This window comes from Bordetella hinzii LMG 13501, assembly GCF_001548475.1.
Taxonomy (GTDB): Bacteria; Pseudomonadota; Gammaproteobacteria; order Burkholderiales; family Burkholderiaceae_B; genus Bordetella; species Bordetella hinzii.
On the sequence record NZ_LRUJ01000010.1, the window covers coordinates 16,089 to 33,346 of the forward strand.

Sequence of the window (17,258 nt, forward strand, 5' to 3'; positions counted from 1 at the left end):
GCCTCTCGAGGAGACAACCATGCACGACTGCCCCAACGAGCTGAATTTCGCCAGCCATCTGGCCGCGCTGAATGCGCCGCGCGCCGCCAAGACCGCCTATATCGATGACGAGCGCCGGCTCAGCTACGGCGAGCTGGCCGAGCGCGTGGCCCGCTTCGGCGGCGCCTTGCGCCAGCTGGGCTTGCGCCGCGAAGAACGCATCCTCATGGTGATGCACGACACGGTGGACTGGCCGGTGACGTTCCTGGGCGCGCTGCACGCGGGCATCGTGCCGGTGGCCGTCAACACCTTGTTGACCCCGGACGACTACGCCTATATCGCCGCCCATTGCCGGGCGCGGGCGCTGGTCGTCTCCGCCGGCCTGCTGCCGCAGCTGCGGCCCGCGCTGGACAGCGGCCAGCACGATATCGAGCACGTCATCGTTTCGCAGCCGGCGCAAGCGGCGGCGGGCCAGCATGCTTTCGAGGCCTTGATCGCCCAGGCGCCCATCCTGCCGGCGGCCCGCACGCTGGCCGACGAAATCGCCTTCTGGCTCTATTCGTCGGGCTCCACGGGCAAGCCTAAAGGCGTGGTCCACACCCATGGCAACCTCTGGCACACGGCGGAACTCTATGCCAAGCCGGTGCTGGGCATCCGCGAGGACGATGTGGCGTTTTCGGCCGCCAAGCTGTTCTTCGCCTATGGCCTGGGCAACGGCCTGACCTTTCCGCTGTCGGTCGGCGCGACCACCATTTTGATGGCCGAGCGCCCCACCCCGCAGGCCGTCTTCAAGCGCCTGACCACGCACCGCCCCTCCGTCTTCTATGGCGTGCCCACGCTCTACGCCAGCATGATGGCCTCGCCCGAGCTGCCGCCGCGCGACAACGTTTCCATGCGCATCTGTACCTCGGCGGGCGAGGCCCTGCCGCGCGACATCGGGGAACGCTTCACCCGCCATTTCGGCTGCCAAATTCTCGACGGCATCGGCTCGACCGAGATGCTGCACATCTTCCTGTCCAATCAACCGGGCCAGTTCCGCTATGGCACCACGGGCAAGCCCGTGCCCGGCTACGAGGTGCAGCTGCGCGACGAGGCCGGACTGCCCGTGCCTCCCGGCGCCATCGGCGACCTCTATATCAAGGGGCCGAGCGCCGCGCTCATGTACTGGAACAACCGCGACAAGACGCGCCAGTGCTTCCTGGGAGACTGGCTCAAGAGCGGCGACAAATACCTGTGCGACGAAGACGGCTATTACGTCTACGCCGGGCGCAGCGACGACATGATCAAGGTCAGCGGGCAGTATGTCTCGCCGGTGGAGGTCGAGAACGTTCTGGTGCAGCACGAGGCCGTGCTGGAAGCCGCCGTCATCGGCGTGCCCGACCACGACGGGCTGGTCAAGACCAAGGCCTATGTCGTGCTGCGTCCGGGCTACGCGCCCGACGCCACGACGGGCGCGGCGCTGCAAGACTATGTCAAAGCGCACTTGGCGCCCTTCAAGTATCCGCGCCAGATCAATTTCACCGAAGAGCTGCCCAAGACCGCCACCGGCAAGATCCAGCGCTTTCGCCTGCGCCAGCTGGAAGAGGCCGGCCTATGAACACGGCCCCGGTCGAGCGCGCCGGCATCGCGGCCCACGGGCTGCGCTTCGATCTGGAATACCGCTGGATCGAACCGCGGCGCCGCGACCGCCCGCTGCTGGTCTTCCTGCACGAGGGGCTGGGCTCGGTCGCCATGTGGCGCGACTTCCCGGACCGCCTGTGCGCGGGCGCCGGCTGCCGCGGCCTGGTCTATTCGCGGCGCGGCTATGGTCAATCGACCGCGCGGCCGGCCGGGGAACGCTGGCCGGTGGACTTCATGCACCGCGAAGCCAGGGAGGTCCTGCCGGCCCTGATGGACGCGCTGGGCTTGCAGCAGGAGCGGCCGCTGCTGTTCGGCCACAGCGATGGCGGCTCCATCGCCCTGTTATATGCCGCCATGTACCCGGAGAGGACGGCCGGCATCGTGGTGGCCGCGCCCCATATCTTCGTCGAGGACCTCACCCTGGCGAACATCGAGGCCGCGCGCGCGGCCTATCTGGAGAGCGACTTGCGGCAGCGGCTGGCGCGCTATCACGCCGACCCGGACTCCGCCTTCTGGGGCTGGAACCAGGTCTGGCTGGACCCGGCCTTCGCGCAATGGAATATCGAGGACCACCTGTCCGGCCTGCGCTGCCCGACGCTGGCCATGCAGGGCCTCGACGACGAGTACGGCACCCTGGCCCAGATAGAAGGCATACAGCGTCATGCGCCGCAGACGCGCCTGCTGACGCTGCCCGAGTGCCGGCATTCCCCCCACAGGGACCAACCCCAGGCCGTCATCCAGGCCGTCGCCGACTTCGTCGGCGGCCTGGCCGGCCACGCATAACAAGCACAGGAGACCCGCGATGCCATCCACCCCCCAACGCGCCGCCAGGCTGGCCGGCGCCGCCTTCCTCGCCCTGGCCGCCCACCAGGCGCAGGCCGCCGCTCCCATCAAAGTGGGTTTCATGCTGCCTTACAGCGGCACCTATGCCGCGCTGGGCACGGCCATCGAAAACGGCTTCAAGCTCTACGTGCAGGAACAGGGCGGCAAGCTGGCCGGGCGCGAGGTCGAGTACTTCAAGGTCGACGATGAGTCCAACCCGGCCAAGGGACCCGAGAACGCCAACCGCCTCATCAAGCGCGACAAGGTCGATGTGCTCATCGGCACGGTGCACTCCGGCGTGGCCATGGCGCTGGCCAAGGCCGCCAAGGACAGCGACACCACGCTGATCGTGGCCAATGCCGGCGCCGACGCCATCACTGGCCCCATGTGCGGCCCGGGCATTTTCCGCACCTCGTTCACCAATTGGCAGCCGGCTTACGCCATGGGTCCGGTAGCCGCGGCCAAGGGCCATAAGACCGCCATCACCGTGACCTGGAAATACGCGGCCGGCGACGAAGCCGTGGCGGGTTTCCGCGAGGGCTTCGAGAAGTCCGGCGGCAAGGTGATCAAGGACCTGACGGTGCCCTTTCCCAATGTGGAGTTCCAGTCGGTGCTGACCGAGATCGCGGCCAGCAAGCCCGACATGGTGTTCACCTTCTTCGCCGGCGGCGGCGCGGTGAAGTTCGTGCAGGACTATGCGGCCGCCGGTCTGGGCAAGAACATCCCGCTGTATGGCTCGGGCTTCCTGACCGACGGCACGCTGCAGGCCCAGGGCGCCTCGGCCCAGGGCCTGCTGACCACGCTGCACTATGCCGATGGCCTGAACACGCCGCGCGACAACGCCTTCCGCGCCGACTACAACAAGGCCTACAAGCTGGCGCCCGACGTCTATGCGGTGCAGGGCTATGACGCCGCGCAGTTGCTGCGGGCGGGGCTGGCGGCGGTGCAGGGCGACATCGGCAAGAAGGCCGATATGCGCCGCGCGATGCGGGCGGCGACCATCGATTCGCCGCGCGGACCCTTCACGCTGTCGGCCGCCGGCAACCCGGTGCAGGACATCTACCTGCGCAAGGTGGAGGGACTGGAAAACAAAGTGGTCGAGGTCGCCGTCAAACAGCTGGCCGACCCGGCCCGCGGCTGCAAGCTCTGACGCGCCATGGATCCGGGCATCTTCCTCATCCACGCCCTGAACGCGCTGCAGTACGGGCTGCTGCTTTTCCTGGTGGCCAGCGGTCTGACGCTGATCTTCGGGATCATGGGCATCATCAACCTGGCGCATGGCAGCTTCTACATGATCGGGGCCTACATGGCCTTCGCGCTCGGTCCTGTCGTGCAGGCGCATCTGGGCGGCGGCTTTTTCCTCACGCTGGCGGTATGCGTGGCCGCCGCCTTGCTGCTGGGGTATGTGCTGGAAGCCGTGTTCTTCAGTTTCCTGTACACACGCGACCACCTGCAGCAGGTGCTCATGACCTATGGGCTCATCCTGGTGTTCGAGGAAGTGCGCAGCCTGCTGGTCGGCAATGACGTGCATGGCGTGCCCATGCCGTCATGGCTGGCCGGCGCGGTGCCGCTGGGCGAGGTCATGACCTATCCCGTCTATCGCCTCTTCGTGGCGGCGATGGCCCTGGTCGCCGCCGCCCTGCTCTACTGGGTCATCGCCCGCACCCGGGTCGGCATGATGGTGCGCGCCGGCGCCAGCAACCGCGAGATGATCGGCAGCCTGGGCGTCAATATCAACCGCCTCTACCGCTGGGTTTTCGCCGCGGGCGTGGCCATGGCCGCGCTGGCGGGCGCGCTGGCCGCGCCGATGTCGTCGGTCTATCCGGGCATGGGTCATGGCGTACTCATCGTGTGTTTCGTGGTGGTCGTAATTGGCGGCATCGGCTCCATCCGGGGCACCTTCCTGGCCGCCATGCTGGTGGCCGCCGTCGAGACCTTCGGACAGGTGTGGTTCCCGGCCGCCGCCGGTGTGCTGGTCTATCTGCTGATGGCCACGATTTTGCTGTTCCGGCCGGAAGGCCTGTTCCGGCAGGGCTAAGGAGGGCCGCATGTCGCATCCATCAACGCAGCGCTTCGCGCGCCAGGGCCTGCCCCTGCTCTGCCTGCTGGCGCTGGCCGCCTTCGCCTTCGTCGGCGGCGATTACTACACCGGCCTGGCGCTGAAGATCATGATCTACAGCATCTTCGCGCTCGGCCTGCAATTGCTGGTCGGCAGCGCCGGACTGGTCAGCCTCGGGCAGGCCGCCTTCTTCGGCCTGGGCGCCTATGCCGCCGCGCTGCTCTCGCCGGCCGGCTCGGCAGCCTCGCTGTGGTGGCTGCTGCCGGCCGCGCTGGCCGCCGCCGGCCTTTATGCCCTGGCCACCGGCGCCCTGGCGCTGCGCACCAAGGGGGTCTACTTCATCATGGTGACGCTGGCCTTCTCGCAGATGGCCTACTACGTCATGCATGACACCAAGCTGGGCGGCGGCAGCGACGGCATCTATCTCTATTTCCGCCCCGAACCGGCCATCGGCGGCTGGCTGCCCTTCGACCTGGGCGAGGCCCGCAGCTTCTACTTCTTCGTGCTGGGCTGCCTGGCGGCGGCCTGGATTTTCCTGGCGCTGTTGCGGCGCTCGCCTTTCGGCGCGGCCTTGACCGGCATCGGCATCAATGAACAGCGCATGCGCGCCGCGGGCTACGCCAGCTACCCCTATAAGCTGGCCGCCTATGTCATCGCCGCCGTGCTGGCCGGCCTGGCGGGCTTTCTCTATGCCCTGAAGGACGGCTTTGTCACGCCGGAGCTGCTGGCCTGGGAGCAATCCGCGCTCGTGCTGTTGATGGTCATCCTGGGCGGCCAGTCCCGCCAGGGCGGCGCGGTGCTGGGCGCGGCCGCCTTGCTGCTGCTGCAGGAGGTCTTTCAATCCCGGGAGATCTTCGGCGGCTTCGCCGATCATTGGCACCTGCCCCTGGGGCTGGCCATCATCGCCCTGGTGGCCTGGCTGCCCCAGGGCCTCATCGGCCTGGCCGGCCAGTTCCGCCGCAAGCCGGCGGACGGGAAGACCGCCGGCGACACGCTGCCCGTCTCGGGAGACTCCCATGCCTGACATCCTGCTGCGCGCCCGCGACATCACGCGGCGCTTCGGCGGCCTGGTCGCCGTCAACGGCGTATCGCTGGAGCTGCCGCGCGGCGCCGTGCATGCCGTCATCGGAACCAATGGCGCCGGCAAGTCCACCCTCATCAACATCCTGTCCGGCGAGCTGGCGGCCAGCTCGGGCAGCGTAATGCTGGACGGCAAAGACGTGAGCGCCTGGTCCCAGCCCCGGCGCGCGCAGGCCGGCCTGGGCCGGACCTATCAGCGCTCCACCATCTTCCCGTCCTTGAGCGTCTTCGAAAACTGCCGCCTGGCGGCCCAATCGCGCCGCCAGCGCTTCTGGCGCTGGACGGCCCGGGCGGCCGACTGCCCGCACAGCGCGGGCCAGGCCGACGCGGCGCTGTCGCGCACCGGCCTGCGCCAGCAAGCCGATCGCCCGGCCGGGCTCCTGCCCCATGGGCACAAGCGGCAGCTTGAGATCGCCATGTGCCTGGCCGGCACGCCCTCGGTGCTGCTGCTGGACGAACCCCTGGCCGGCATGGGGCCGGAAGAAACCGAGCGCATACTCGAACTGCTGCAGACGCTGAAGGCCGACCACGCCATCTTGCTGGTCGAGCATGACATGGACGCCGTCTTCCGCGTGGCCGACCGGGTGACCGTCATGGTCAACGGCACGGTGCTCGCCAGCGGCGATCCGGCCGCGGTGCGCGCCGACCCGCAGGTGCAGACCGCCTATCTGGGAGAACAGGCATGAGCGCCGCCACGCTTCTACAAGCCCAGGACCTGCACGTCCACTATGGCGCCAGCCATGTGTTGCGCGGCGTGGACCTGGCCATCCAAACCGGGGAGTCGGTGGGCCTGCTCGGACGCAACGGCATGGGCAAGACCACACTGATCCGCACCCTGGCCGGGCTGCTGCGGCCCACGCGCGGATCGGTCGCCGTGCACGGCCGCCCCGCCACCGCGCCGCATGCGGTGGCGCGCATGGGCCTGGCCTATGTGCCGGAAGGCCGCGGTATCTTTCCCAACCTGAGCGTGCGCGAAAACCTGCTGGTGGCCGCCCGGCCCGGCAAGCACCGGGCCTGGGACTACGCGCGCGTGCTGCGGACCTTTCCCAGGCTTTCGGAGCGGCTGGAGCACGGCGGCCACCAGCTCTCCGGCGGCGAGCAGCAGATGCTGGCGATCGGGCGCGCCTTGATGACCAATCCCGACCTGCTCATCCTCGACGAAGCCACGGAGGGCCTGGCGCCGCTGATCGTGGCCGAGATCTGGAGCATCATCGCCCTGATCCGCGCCTCGGGCATGTCCACCCTGGTGGTGGATCGCAATTTCCGCGCGGTGCTGGCTCACACCGACCGCTGCGTGGTGATGGAAAAAGGCCGGCTGGTCGAAGGCGGGGACAGCGCCGGATTCGTCCGCCAGCCCCACCTGCTCACCCGTTATCTCGGCGTCTAGGCCGGCTCGCCCTCGCCGGCCTTGATGGCGGCCTCCGGATCCGGCCGCAAGGACAGCCAGACGCGCCGCATGGTCGGATCCTCCGGATCGGGATCGTTGGTAAAGCCCAGCCGCGTCATGAGCGTGAGCATGGGCCGGTTGGTCGAGAGCACCAGGCCATCGATGTACTCCAGCCCCTGCTCACGCGCCTCGGCGATGAGCGCGCTCATCAGCTGGCCGCCCAGGCGCCGGCGCTGCCAGTCATCGCCGATCACCAGGGCATATTCCGCGCCGCGCCCGTCCGGATTGCGCAAGTAGTGCGCGAAGCCGATGATGACCTCGCGCGGGTGCCCCCGGTTGGCGGGATTGGGCAGCTGGGTGGCCGCCACCAGCGCCAGCTCGCGGTGATAGTCCACCTGGGTGTAGCGGGCCACCATGCGCGGCGTGAGCTCGCGCATCATGGACACGAAGCGCATATAACGCGAGCGCTCCGACAAGCCGCGGATGAATTCCTGCAAGGGCTCGCCGTCCTCGGGACGGATAGGCCGGATCACCCAGGGCGTGCCGTCCTCGAAGCGGCGCATCTGCACCAGGCGCGCCGGATAAGGATGGATGGCCATATGCGGATAGCCCGAGGTCTGCGGCGACGCGCAGGCCGGGGTCTCGGTCAGCGTCATGCGCAGGCCGCCCGCGCGCAGCCGGTTTTCGCCGGCATACAGGGGATCGATATCCAGCGATTGGATGTCCGGCATCTCGGACACCAGTTCGGAGACCTGCACCAGGGCATGCTGCAAAGCCTCGGTGGCCGCATTGCTGACCTGCGGCGCCAGCACCCGGCGCCAGATGCGGCTGCGTTCGATCAGCTGGCGGGCCAGGAAGTTGTTCAGGGGCGGCAGGTCCATGCCGCGCTCGGCCACCGACAGCAAGGCGTCGGGGCCGCCGGCGCCAAAACGGATGACCGGGCCGAACTTGGCGTCCGAGCGCACGCGGATGGCCATGGGCCGGGATTCGGGTTCGACCGGCCGCACATCCAACGGGCCATCGCGCAGCGGGACATGAAAAGCGTCCAGCAGCGCCCGGCATTCGGCCGGGGCCAGTTCGCGCCGGCCCGCGGCGCGGGCGGCGGCGATCACGGCGCGCGCGGCCGCCATGTCGGGCAGGCGGCCCGGCGGCTCGGGCGGCTGCGTCTGCAGCAGCAGCTGCTGGTTGTAATAGTGGGTGGCCAGCACGCCGAAGGCGTCGGCGGCGGACTCCGGCGTGCGAAAGGCCGGGGTGCCGGCGTCATCGAGCATGCGCCGCAACGGCCGCATGCCGGCATCGCCCATGAAACAGCTCACCACCGGCTTGCGGGCCTTGGGCGCGAACTGCGCCAGCTGCCGCGCCACCGCCGGCATATCGGCCAGCGCGTCGGGCGCCAGCAGCACCAGCACGCCGTCCACGCCGGTGTCGTCGATCAGGCAGTCCAGCAATTGCTGCAGGCGCTCGGGAGTGAGCGGCGGATAGGTGATGACCGGGTTGCCGGCCGGGGCATCGGGCTCCAGCAGGCTGGCCAGCGTGCGCTGCGTGGCCGGCGACAGCTCGGCCTTGAGCACGGCGGCCTCCGGCCCGATCAGGTCCAGGGCCAGCTGGGGCGGCCCGCTGCCGTTGGACAACAGCGCCACGCGGCGGCCCCGCGGGCGCCTGGCATAGCCCAGCACCTTGACCGCGGAGAAGAGCTGCACGAAGTAGCGCACCCGCACCGCGCCCGCCCGGCGCAAGGCGGCATCGAAGACCGCGTCGGCACCGCCGGGCTCGCCGCGGCCGGCCTTGAGCACGATGACCGGCTTGACGCTGGCCGCCGCGCGCAGGGCGCTCATGAACTCGCGCGCCGGCCCGATGTTTTCCAGGTAGAGCACGATGCTGTCGGTGCGCGGATCGCTGGCGAGGAAATCCAGCACTTCCGACAGCCCCACCACGGCCTCGTCGCCCAGCGACACCGCCAGGGAGAAACCGATGTGCACGTCCTCGGCCCAGTCCATCACGGCCGCCATGATGGAGCGCGACTGCGCCACCAGGGCCACGCGGCCGGCGCGGGCCAGCGTCGGATGCTGGCTGAGGTTGAGCCCGGCATGCGGGCGCTGCGCGCCGAAGGAACGCGGCCCCAGCAGCTGGCAATGGTGCTCGCGCGCCCAGGCCTCGCACAAGGCCAGCGTGCCACGCGGGTAGGGATCGGGCAATTCGTGGGGCAGCAGGATGAGCCCGCGCGGGGCTAGGCGCGCCAGCCGCCGCAGCGTCTCGGGCAATACGGCCGGGGACACGCACACCAGGGCCAGGTCCACCCGCTCGCCGTCCTCCAGGCCGCTGCACCGCTCGGGCAGCTCCGGCGCCTGGCCCGGCGGGCTGTCTATCATGGTGGTCCGGGCACGCAAAGCCCCCGGCAGCACCGAGGCGGCGGGGAGCGTGCGATCGGCCACGATCAGCAAGGACCGGGGCTCGAAAAGCGGTGCAAGCACGTGTCGGAGCATCGGGGTTTGGCACTATTCTAAAATGCTGTCATCGTAACAATACAACCTGCCCGCCATCCATGGTGGGCAGCGCACGCGCCATTTTTCATGGAGGGCCGCCGCGGCCAACGCGGCGCCAATACCGGCCTATGACTTCCGCCAAACCCGTCCGTACCCGCTTCGCTCCCTCGCCCACCGGCTTCCTGCATCTGGGCGGCGCGCGCACCGCGCTGTTCTCCTGGGCTTTTGCCCGCCACAACAAGGGCGTGTTCGTGCTGCGCATCGAAGACACCGACGTGGAGCGTTCGACCGACGCGGCCGTGCAGGCCATCCTCGACAGCATGGAGTGGCTGGGCATGCAGCCCGACGAAGGCCCCTTCTACCAAATGAAGCGCCTGGACCGCTACGCCGAGGTCCTGAAGGACATGCTGGCCGCCGGCACCGCCTACCACTGCTACAGCACGCCCGAAGAAGTGGAAGCCATGCGCGAGGCCGCGCGCGCCAAGGGCGAAAAGCCCCGCTACGATGGCACCTGGCGCCCCGAGCCCGGCAAGGTGCTGCCGCCTATTCCCGCAGGCCGCAAGCCGGTGATCCGCTTCAAGAACCCGCAAGGCGGCGTGACGGCCTGGGACGATCTGGTCAAGGGCCCGGTCAGCTTCGACAACAGCGAACTCGACGACCTGATCATCGCCCGTCCCGACGGCACGCCCACCTACAACTTCTGCGTGGTGGTCGATGACTGGGACATGGGCATGACCCACGTGATCCGGGGTGACGACCACGTCAACAACACGCCGCGCCAGATCAATATCCTCAAGGCGCTGGGCGCCGACGTGCCCCAGTACGGCCATGTGCCCATGATTCTCGGTCCGGACGGCCTGAAGCTGTCCAAGCGCCATGGCGCGGTCAATGTCATGGATTACGACGACCAGGGCTATCTGCCCGAGGCCATGGTCAACTACCTGGCGCGCCTGGGCTGGAGCCATGGCGACGCCGAGCTGTTCAGCCGCGACGAGTTCGTCGAATGGTTCGACACCCGCCACCTGTCCAAATCGCCCTCGCAATGGGACCCCAAAAAGCTGAACTGGGTCAACGCCCACTACATCAAGGGCATGGACAACGCCGAACTGGCGCGCCGCGTGGCGCCCCGCATCGCCAAGCGCGGCGGCGATGCCGCGCGCGCCGACCTGCCCGAGATCATCGGCCTGTTCAAGGACCGCGCCGAAACGCTGGAGCAGCTGGCCGATGACGCCATGCTCTTTTGCGGCCCCTTCCAGCCGGCGCCGGCCGAACTCGTCGCCCAGCACCTGACCCCGGCCGCCCGCGAGGCGCTGGCCGGCTTTGCCGCCGCCGCCGCCGGCACCGAATGGACGCGCGAAGCCCTTTCAGCCCTGATCAAGGCGCAGCTGGCCGAGCGCGGCCTGAAGATGCCGCAGCTGGCCATCCCGCTGCGCGTGGCCGTCACCGGCCGGGCCCAGACGCCGGCCGTGGACGCGGTGCTGGCGCTGCTGGGCAAGGACGCCGTGCTCGAGCGCCTGGCCAAGCTGCCGGCCTGATGCCGGCCGGCCGCGACCTCAGGCGGCCGCCGGCCGCCGGGCCAGCGCCCGGGAAAAAAACAAGCCCAGCAGGGGCAGGCCCAACGCCGCCGAGGCGAACAGGGCCTGCGCGCCCACCGCGTCGACCATGACGCCGGCCAATGCCACGCCGGCCGCCTGCCCCATGAAGAGGCAGGACGCGAACCAAGCCACCGCCGTGCCGCGCGCATCGGGCACCATCTGGGTGGCATTGGTCTGCAAAGTGGCGTGCAGCAGGTAATAGCCAAACCCCGCCAGCGCGCTGGCCAGGACGGCCCAGCCCCAGGCCGGGCCCAGCAGATAGACCAGGAACGCCAGGCACAGCACCACGCCGCCGGCCAGCGCCAGTCCGCGCTCGCCCAGGCGGCGCAGCACGGCGCCGGCCACGAAGGTGTACATCATCCCGCCGACCGCATAGAGCGCGACCAGGGCGCCGGCCATCGTCAGCGAGACACCGAAGCGGGCATGCAGATAGGCCGGCGCGAAGGCCAGCGTGCCGAAGACCAGCAGGCCCTCGATGAACACCGTCGCCAGGACCACGCGCGCCCAGCGCACGCCCCAGATGCGCCGCGCCTGCGCCAGGAAACCCTGGCCGCCCGCGCGGCCGTGGCCGGCCAGGCCCTGCGCCTGCTGCCGCCGCAGCTCGGCCCACAACAACAGGCCGACCACCAGATAACAGGCCACCAGCACCAGGAAGGCCGAACGCCAGCCTATGGTGTCGGCGAACAGGCCGCCGGCCAGGCTGCCGGCCGCCATGCCCAGGATGGTGCCGGTCAGGAAACGCGCCAGCGTGGCCTGGCGGCGCTCGTAAGGCACGTTGTCGCCTATCCAGGCCATGGACAAGGGCACGATGCCCGCGCCCGCCGCGCCCGAGAGCATGCGGCAGATGACCAGCGTGTCCAGGCTGCCGGCCATGGCCGCGCCGGCGCTGCCGATGGCGCAGGCAAACGTCGCCAGGCAGATCACCCGGTATTTGCCATAGCGGTCGCCCACCGGGCCGAAGAACATCTGCAATAGCCCATAAGCCACGGCAAACGCGGTGACCGCGTGCCCGGCCTGCCCGGTGGTGGTGGAAAACTCCTGCGCCAGCTGCGGCAGCATGGGATCGCAAATGCGAAAGGCGCTGGCGCTGGCAAACGCGGCCAACGCCAGGAGGGCGATGGCTCGGCCCTCGGAATAGGCGGCGGACATGGCGACAAGAATGGAAGAAAGTCCGAAACCTTACCCCAAGCGCGCGCCCTTGGCGACCCCGCGCCGGACCGCCCCACCCTAGTTGGGCAGGCGATAGCCCGGCTGCATGCGGCGCGCGCTGATCTGCTGGCCGTCGGCCTTCAGTTCGCGCAGCACCAGGCGCGAGCGATCCACGCTCTGCACCTGGTAGCGCGTTTGATAGATGGGGTCGTCGGCATCGACCGGCTCGCCATTGGACTTGGTGGTGCGCAGGGTATAGACGCCGTTGGCCACGCTCCAGCAGCCGCTTTCGCGCAGCGCCGGGCGGATGCGCTTGCCGACCTTGAGCTGGGTTTCATACGTCATGCTGCCGTCGGCCGACAACACGGTCAGCGTCTGGAGATCACCGGCAAAGCCGCGCGGACGCGATACCGAATACCAGGTCCCCACCATGGGGCTGTCGGCCCCGGCTGGGGTGCATGCCACCGGCCGGGGCGCGGGAGCCTGGGCGGGCGCCTCGGCGCCGCCCCCTTTTTTGGCGGCACAACCGGCCAACGCCGCCCCCACGATCAGACCACCGCAAACGGCGCGCGCCAACGACACATACGAATACATCATGACTTCCTCAGGAACTCCCCTGCACGACCCATCGCGCGCGCATTCCCCTGCGCCGGCAGCGATTGCAGGCACTCTAAAGAGCGGCCGGACACAATGCAATGCGCGCGTGCGGGCTAGTGCATTTGCGCAACACTCATGGTCGCAAAAGCGCGGGCAGCCGGGGCGTTACAGCTGTTTCTGGAAGCACCCCCTTCTATATAGATAGAGAGCGCCGCTACAGCGGCAGCCGCAGGTCATGCTTGATCTCGCGCAGCGCCACGATGCTGCGCGTCTGGCGGATGCCGGGCAGGTTGAACAGGAAACGATGCAGGAAGCGGTCGTACTCCTCGGGGCTCTCCACCAGGATCTTGAGCAGGAAATCCGAATCCCCCGTCACCGAATAGCACTCCAGGATTTCGGGCGCGTCGCGCACCGAGCGCTCGAAATTGGCCACGGTCTCGGCCGAATGCCGCTCCAGGCTGATCTGCGCGAACATGCAGCCGCCCAGCCCCACCTTGCTGCGGTCGACCTGGGCGCTATATCCCTGGATGACGCCGGCGGACTCCAGTGCCTTGACGCGCCGCCACACCGGCGCGGGCGACAGCCCCACCTGTTCGGACAATTGCTGGGCCGAGGCGCGGCCGTCCTCCTGCAGCGCGCGCAGGATGGCGATATCGGTTTTATCCATCGTATGTCTCCTCTTTTTCCCAAAACGAAATGTTTATTTCAAATTATAGGGAATTCACGATCCGATAACGCAATAAACCGGCATCGCGGCGCTCCTATCATGATCGAAATACAGGAGCGCTCATGGACGGCACCCCCGCGGTCGATCATCCCATCGATCTGGACTATCAACTCGGAGACAACCTCAGCCGCAGCCAGGGACGCATTTTCCTGACCGGCACGCAGGCCCTGGTGCGCATCATGCTCGCGCAGCGGCGGGCCGATCGCGAGCGCGGACTGAATACCGCCGGCTTTGTCTCCGGCTATCGTGGCTCGCCCCTGGGCGGCGTGGACATGGCCATGTGGAAGGCGCAGCAAGCGCTGGACGCCAACCAGATCACCTTCCTGCCGGCGATCAACGAAGACCTGGCCGCCACCGCCGTCATGGGCACGCAGCAGGTCGGCGCGCGCGCCGACCGCAAGGTCGATGGCGTATACGCCATGTGGTACGGCAAGGGCCCGGGCCTGGACCGCGCCGGCGACGCTCTTCATCACGGCCACGCGGCCGGCGCCTCGCGCCACGGCGGCGTGCTGATGGTGGTGGGCGATGATCACACGGCCGTCTCCTCGTCCATTCCGCATTCCAGCGAGACCTCGCTCATCGGCTGGCATGTGCCCATCGTGCACCCGGCGTCCATCGACGAGTACGAGACCTTCGCGCTCTGGGGCTGGGCGCTGTCGCGCCACAGCGGCGCCTGGGTGGCGTTCAAGGTGACGTCCGAGTCGGTGGAGACCGGCCAGTCTTTCGAGGCCCGGCCCGCGGCGCACTACGACATGCCCGAGGACGAGGACGCGGCCGGGCGTGAATACAACGCCAGCGACTTCCTGTCGCCCGCCATCGAGGCCCGCATGGCACGCCGCCTGCGCGCCGTGGCCGCCTTTGCCGCGCGCCACAGCATAGACCAGCTGATTTCTCCCGCCCCCGGCGCGAGCATAGGCATCGTCACCGTGGGCAAGGCCCACCTGGACGCCATGGAGGCGCTGGCCCGCCTGGGCGTGGATACCCGCCAGGTGCGCCTCTACAAGCCCGGCCTGGTATGGCCGCTGGAACGCGAACGCCTGCTGGCCTTCGCCCAGGGCCTGCGCCATATCCTGGTCATCGAAGAAAAAGACGGCATCGTCGAAGCCCAGATCAAGGACCTGCTCTACAACCGCGGCGACCGGCCCTCGGTCTGTGGCAAGCGGGGGTTCGACGGCGAGACCCTCATCCCGGCCGCCGGGCAGCTACGGCCCTCCATCCTGGCCGCGCCGCTGGCCGGCTGGCTGCAGCGCACCGCCGGCCTGGCCCTGGGCGCGGACAGCGCCGCCTTCGCCTGTGCCCAGGCCTTGTCCAACGAGGCCGACGGCATGCGGCGCCGGCCATATTTCTGCTCAGGCTGTCCGCACAACAGTTCGACCAAGGTGCCGGAAGGCAGCCAGGCGCGCTCGGGCGTGGGCTGCCATTACATGGCCGCCTGGATGGACCGCGAGACCGGCGGCCTGACGCAGATGGGCGGCGAAGGCGTGGACTGGATCGGCGTGGCGCCCTATATCGAGTCGCCCCACGTCTTCCAGAACATGGGGGAAGGCACCTACTACCATTCCGGCTACCTGGCGATCCGCCAGGCCGTGGCCGCGCGCACCAACATCACCTACAAGATCCTGTTCAACGACGCCGTCGCCATGACCGGCGGACAGCCGGTGGACGGTCCGATCTCGGTGCCGCAGATCTGCCAACAGCTGCGCGGCGAACATGTCGCCCGCATCGTCGTCACCACCGACGAGCCGGACAAATACCGCGGCATCGACCTCGGCCCCGGCATCGCCGTGCACCATCGCCGCGAGCTCGACGCCCTGCAGCGCGAACTGCGCGCCACCCCGGGCGTCACTGTCCTCATCCATGACCAGACCTGCGCGGCCGAAAAGCGCCGCCGCCGCAAGAAAAAGACCTTTCCCGATCCGGCGCGGCGCCTCTTCATCAACAGCGCGGTCTGCGAAGGCTGCGGCGACTGCGGCACGCAATCTAACTGCCTGTCCATCGTGCCGCTGGAGACTCCCTATGGCCGCAAGCGCGCCGTGGACCAGTCCAGCTGCAACAAGGACTATTCCTGCGCCGAAGGCTTCTGTCCCAGCTTTGTGTCGGTCGAAGGCGGCCAGCCGCGCAAGCGGCGCGCGGCGGGCCGGGACTGGCAGGCCCGGCTGGGTGAATTGCCCATGCCGTCCATCGTCCCCCCGCAAGCGCCCTACCGCTTGCTGGTCGCCGGCATGGGCGGCACGGGCGTCATCACCATCGGCGCGCTGGTCTCCATGGCCGCGCACCTGCAAGGCCTGTCCGCCTCGGTGCTGGACCTGACCGGCCTGGCGCAAAAAGGCGGCACCGTCATCAGCCACATCCGGCTGGCGCCGGCGGGCACGCCGGCCGGTCCGGCGCGGCTGGATTGGCAGCAGGCCGACGCCGCCATCCTCTGCGATCCGGTGGCCGCCGTCGCCCCCGAGGCGCTGGGCACGCTGCGCCGCGGCCATAGCCGCGTGACCGCCAATACCTATGTGGCCCCGGTGTCGGACTTCACGCGCCAGCCCGATGTCCCCATGCGAGGGGAAGCGCTGCTGGAGAAAATCCGCCATGCCGCCGGCGACGGACAGACCGCCGCGCTGGACGCGCACGGCGCCGCGCTGACGCTGTTCGGCGATAGCATCCTGTCCAATGTCTTCCTGCTGGGCTATGCCTGGCAGCGGGGCGACGTGCCGCTGACGCTGGCCGCCCTCACCCGGGCCATCGAACTCAACGGCGTGGCCGTGGCCAGCAACCAAGCGGCCTTCGACGCCGGCCGCCTGGCCGCGCATGCGCCCCAGGCCCTGGACTTCGCGCTGCAGCCGCCCGCCCAGGTCATCGCCCTGCATCGGCCCGAGCGCCTGGAAGAGGCCGTGGCGCGGCGGGTGGCCGACCTGACGGCCTATCAGGACGCCGCGTATGCGGCGCGCTACCGCCAACTGGTCGAAGAAGTGGCCGCGCGCGAGCGCGCGCTGGGCGCCGGCCCCGCCCGGCTGGCGCTGGCGGTGGCGCGCGGCCTGTTCAAGCTCATGGCCTACAAGGACGAATACGAAGTCGCCCGTCTCTACACCGACGGCAGCTTCGCCGCGCAGCTGGCCGAACAATTCGAAGGCGAATACCGGTTGCGCTTCCATATGGCGCCGCCGCTGCTGGCGCGCAAGGATCCGCGCACCGGCGTGCCGCGCAAGATGGCCCTGGGTCCGCGCACCCTGACGGCGCTGCGTTGGCTGGCGCGCTGCAAGCGCGTGCGCGGCACTTGGGCCGATCCTTTCGGGTATACGGCCGAACGGCGCATGGAGCGCGCCCTTATCCGCGAGTACGAAGCCCTGGTCCGACGCCTGCTCGCCGGCCTGTCGGTGGACAAGATCGGCGCTGCGGCTACAATCGCGGGCCTTGCCGAAAACGTGCGCGGCTATGGCCATATCAAGGCCGCCGCGGTGGCGCGCTTCCGCCAGGAACGCGACCGCCTGCTGGAAAGCTACGAGCGGCCTGATTTTGCGCCGACCGAGGTCCGGAGAAGCGCATAAAACCTGGCGCTGAGCAAGCACTTCGGCGGGCGCGCCTTGATCGGCGCGCCCCTCGCATTTCGTAACAACTAAATTTGAACTTCCTGTAAGACCAGTCTTGTTCGCCGTACCGACCCTCACTAGAATTAGTGCCATGCGAGGGGGTGGTACACTATATCTTGTGGTCGAATTCATCAGCTGTTGACCCGCTGGCCACGTTCACAGGACCGCGCGTCCTGGTTTTT

The 17,258-nt window shown here is 68.9% G+C and carries 13 protein-coding genes; 9 read left to right on the forward strand and 4 right to left on the reverse strand.

Translation table 11 applies throughout. From position 1 onward, the window contains the following. The first annotated feature begins 19 nt into the window (after positions 1-19). Genes AXA74_RS08820 through AXA74_RS08850 form a run of 7 tightly spaced genes read left to right on the forward strand, consistent with a single transcriptional unit; the run spans position 20 to position 6,947 of the window. Positions 20-1,576: a benzoate-CoA ligase family protein gene (locus AXA74_RS08820; RefSeq protein ID WP_032956575.1), complete on the forward strand. Its 1,557-nt coding sequence runs from the start codon at positions 20-22 to the stop codon at positions 1,574-1,576. After that, a complete protein-coding gene (locus AXA74_RS08825; RefSeq protein ID WP_032979305.1) occupies positions 1,573-2,382 on the forward strand; it encodes an alpha/beta fold hydrolase in 810 nt (269 codons plus the stop codon). The genes AXA74_RS08820 and AXA74_RS08825 overlap by 4 nt, the downstream gene beginning before the upstream one ends. Before the next feature lie 19 nt (positions 2,383-2,401). Continuing rightward, complete coding sequence (locus AXA74_RS08830) at positions 2,402-3,571, forward strand: ABC transporter substrate-binding protein (RefSeq protein WP_029580181.1); 1,170 nt, start codon at positions 2,402-2,404, stop codon at positions 3,569-3,571. 6 nt (positions 3,572-3,577) lie between these two features. Then, the gene (locus tag AXA74_RS08835) at positions 3,578-4,459 is read left to right on the forward strand and encodes a branched-chain amino acid ABC transporter permease (protein ID WP_029580180.1); all 882 of its coding nucleotides are present in this window, start codon (positions 3,578-3,580) and stop codon (positions 4,457-4,459) included. Between the two features lie 10 nt (positions 4,460-4,469). Beyond that, positions 4,470-5,504, forward strand: a complete 1,035-nt coding sequence (locus AXA74_RS08840) for a branched-chain amino acid ABC transporter permease (RefSeq protein WP_080700964.1) — start codon at positions 4,470-4,472, stop codon at positions 5,502-5,504. Next, positions 5,497-6,246, forward strand: coding sequence for an ABC transporter ATP-binding protein (locus AXA74_RS08845; RefSeq protein ID WP_029580178.1), 750 nt, complete (start codon positions 5,497-5,499; stop codon positions 6,244-6,246). The genes AXA74_RS08840 and AXA74_RS08845 overlap by 8 nt, the downstream gene beginning before the upstream one ends. Further along, positions 6,243-6,947 (forward strand): ABC transporter ATP-binding protein, encoded by a 705-nt coding sequence (locus AXA74_RS08850; RefSeq protein WP_032963339.1) that lies wholly within the window; start codon positions 6,243-6,245, stop codon positions 6,945-6,947. The genes AXA74_RS08845 and AXA74_RS08850 overlap by 4 nt, the downstream gene beginning before the upstream one ends. Here AXA74_RS08850 and AXA74_RS08855 read toward each other — a convergent pair. Continuing rightward, positions 6,944-9,430 carry a bifunctional acetate--CoA ligase family protein/GNAT family N-acetyltransferase gene (locus AXA74_RS08855; protein WP_032973377.1) on the reverse strand — a complete coding sequence of 829 codons (2,487 nt, stop codon included), beginning with the start codon at positions 9,428-9,430 and terminating at the stop codon, positions 6,944-6,946. The two genes, AXA74_RS08850 and AXA74_RS08855, sit on opposite strands and share 4 nt — an antisense overlap. Before the next feature lie 128 nt (positions 9,431-9,558). On the opposite strand from AXA74_RS08855, the gene gltX reads away from it, so the two are divergent. Further along, positions 9,559-10,965, forward strand: a complete 1,407-nt coding sequence (gltX, locus tag AXA74_RS08860) for a glutamate--tRNA ligase (RefSeq protein WP_032956580.1) — start codon at positions 9,559-9,561, stop codon at positions 10,963-10,965. An 18-nt stretch (positions 10,966-10,983) separates the two neighbouring features. On the opposite strand, the gene AXA74_RS08865 is transcribed toward gltX, so the two are convergent. The 3 genes from AXA74_RS08865 to AXA74_RS08875 form a co-directional block, all read right to left on the reverse strand. Further along, a complete protein-coding gene (locus tag AXA74_RS08865) occupies positions 10,984-12,174 on the reverse strand; it encodes an MFS transporter (protein ID WP_032956582.1) in 1,191 nt (396 codons plus the stop codon). Positions 12,175-12,252: 78 nt separating this feature from the next. Continuing rightward, the gene (locus AXA74_RS08870) at positions 12,253-12,768 is read right to left on the reverse strand and encodes a hypothetical protein (protein WP_029580173.1); all 516 of its coding nucleotides are present in this window, start codon (positions 12,766-12,768) and stop codon (positions 12,253-12,255) included. Positions 12,769-12,985: 217 nt separating this feature from the next. Next, positions 12,986-13,438, reverse strand: coding sequence for an Lrp/AsnC family transcriptional regulator (locus AXA74_RS08875; RefSeq protein WP_029580172.1), 453 nt, complete (start codon positions 13,436-13,438; stop codon positions 12,986-12,988). 122 nt (positions 13,439-13,560) lie between these two features. Between AXA74_RS08875 and AXA74_RS08880 the strand changes: the two genes are divergently transcribed. Next, positions 13,561-17,034 carry an indolepyruvate ferredoxin oxidoreductase family protein gene (locus AXA74_RS08880; RefSeq protein WP_060833153.1) on the forward strand — a complete coding sequence of 1,158 codons (3,474 nt, stop codon included), beginning with the start codon at positions 13,561-13,563 and terminating at the stop codon, positions 17,032-17,034. The last annotated feature ends 224 nt before the right edge of the window (positions 17,035-17,258 follow it).